The organism is Streptomyces sp. NPDC002130, from assembly GCF_040296465.1.
GTDB lineage: Bacteria > Actinomycetota > Actinomycetes > Streptomycetales > Streptomycetaceae > Streptomyces.
The window spans coordinates 1-1,507 of sequence record NZ_JBEOXI010000786.1; the positions used below are offsets into that span (position 1 = coordinate 1).

At 61.7% G+C, this 1,507-nt stretch carries 3 protein-coding genes; 1 reads left to right on the plus strand and 2 read right to left on the minus strand.

The annotated features are described in order from the left end of the window. Together ABT116_RS45510 and ABT116_RS45515 are read right to left on the minus strand one after the other, a co-directional pair. The coding region (locus ABT116_RS45510) for a hypothetical protein (protein WP_351646961.1) at window positions 1-676 on the minus strand (676 nt) is incomplete at its 3' end. Between the two features lie 113 nt (window positions 677-789). Then, window positions 790-939, minus strand: a complete 150-nt coding sequence (locus ABT116_RS45515) for a hypothetical protein (protein WP_351646965.1) — start codon at window positions 937-939, stop codon at window positions 790-792. Between the two features lie 7 nt (window positions 940-946). Between ABT116_RS45515 and ABT116_RS45520 the strand changes: the two genes are divergently transcribed. Next, the gene (locus tag ABT116_RS45520) at window positions 947-1,294 is read left to right on the plus strand and encodes a histone-like nucleoid-structuring protein Lsr2 (protein WP_351646969.1); all 348 of its coding nucleotides are present in this window, start codon (window positions 947-949) and stop codon (window positions 1,292-1,294) included. Window positions 1,295-1,507 lie beyond the last annotated feature (213 nt).

Genomic DNA, 1,507 nt, shown 5'->3' on the forward strand with positions numbered 1-1,507 from the left:
GATACGTCCCGGCGACGTCGGTGAAGCGGGGCACCACGGCCCGGCTGACCTCGACGATCGTGCGGGACAGGTCGAGGGAGGTGCCGATGCGTCCGAGCGGCAGACAGACCAGGAGTGCGGCCAGCGGCGCGAGGATCTGTGCGAGCCGCCTGAGCCGGAGGCTTTGACGTACCGAGGGCCCGAGAGTGCGAAGAATGTGTTCGAGCGTCGGTGCCGAAAGAACGATCGGCAGCACGATCAGATACGTACACAGGTCGGCGAAGAACCACCCCACCAATTCGGTTGCCGCACCGCTTCCTTCGTGGAGTTGAGTGCGGAGTGCGCTGGCGGACCCGGCCGTCAGAGATGCCAGAACCGAAACGAGAAAGATTCTGGTGGTGTATTTCGCTTCGGACACTCGCTGTGGAAAGCAGCCGAGCAAGTTCGCGGCGATCAATCCCGTCGTGACTCCGACCAGGTTGATCGCATTCAGTTCGAAGGCCCGCTGCACGGGGCTTCCGGTCGCAAGATCCGCTGTCATCAGCGCGGCGCCGCCGACAGCCAGCCCGATCGGCGCGAACGAGCGAGGGTTACGAAGGAGAATGCCCAGAAGGATCGCGTTGGCGGGCCAGAAGGTCGAGAGAAACCCGGGCGGACGGGCGGCGATGCCCGCCAAGGCGACAACGAGGATCGCCACGAAAATCAGGCACGAGCGCACCCGACGTGTCGAACGGTCCATGGTCAGCCTGTCGTAGAAAGCAGAAGCTGTCCGAGACTAGCAATGATCCGGCTACTGTCCGAGTTGTAACTTTAAGTGTCATCCCGACGGTTCGACTGCGTGAGACGCCGAATCAAGTTCGCCAACTCCTCGGGCTGATCGATCATCGCGTGGTGATGCGCCGGGCGCAGGACGTGAAAGCTCCCGCCGAGGTAGGTGGCGAGTTTCTGCTGCTTTGCCATCCACGCGATGGACCAGGGAGTGGTGTGGCCCGTGTTCACGATGGTTGACGATCTGGACAAGAAATCGCCCGCTGACGAAACTGTCGAGTTTTCCGTCGACGGAGTTGCGTACGAAATCGATCTCACCGCCGCCAACGCCGCGGAACTGCGCGATGCACTGAAAAAGTGGATTCCCCATGCGAGAAAGTCGAATTCCGCAAAATCGGCCAACGGATCGGTGGCCAAGTCTCGCCCAGTTGCCGACCGCGATCAGAGTGCCGCCATCCGCGAATGGGCCAAGGGTGCCGGCTTCGAGATTTCGGCCCGCGGTCGTATTTCGACCGAGGTGCGCCGAGCCTACGAAAAGGCCGTCTGAAATGGATCGCGAATGGATTCGGGCGCATTTTGCCGAAACGGATTGATAACGCGTTCTACTTTGTTAGCGTCTGCACGGTTCGCATCTCTCGTAGAGGAGTCGGTCGTGCGCAGAATCAGCCCCGAAGGACTGCAGCCGGAAGTCGTGCTGGTCGCTCCAGAAGGTGGGCAGGGGTGCGAAGGGTTGCAGATGGGCGTTGCCACCCACCAGCGC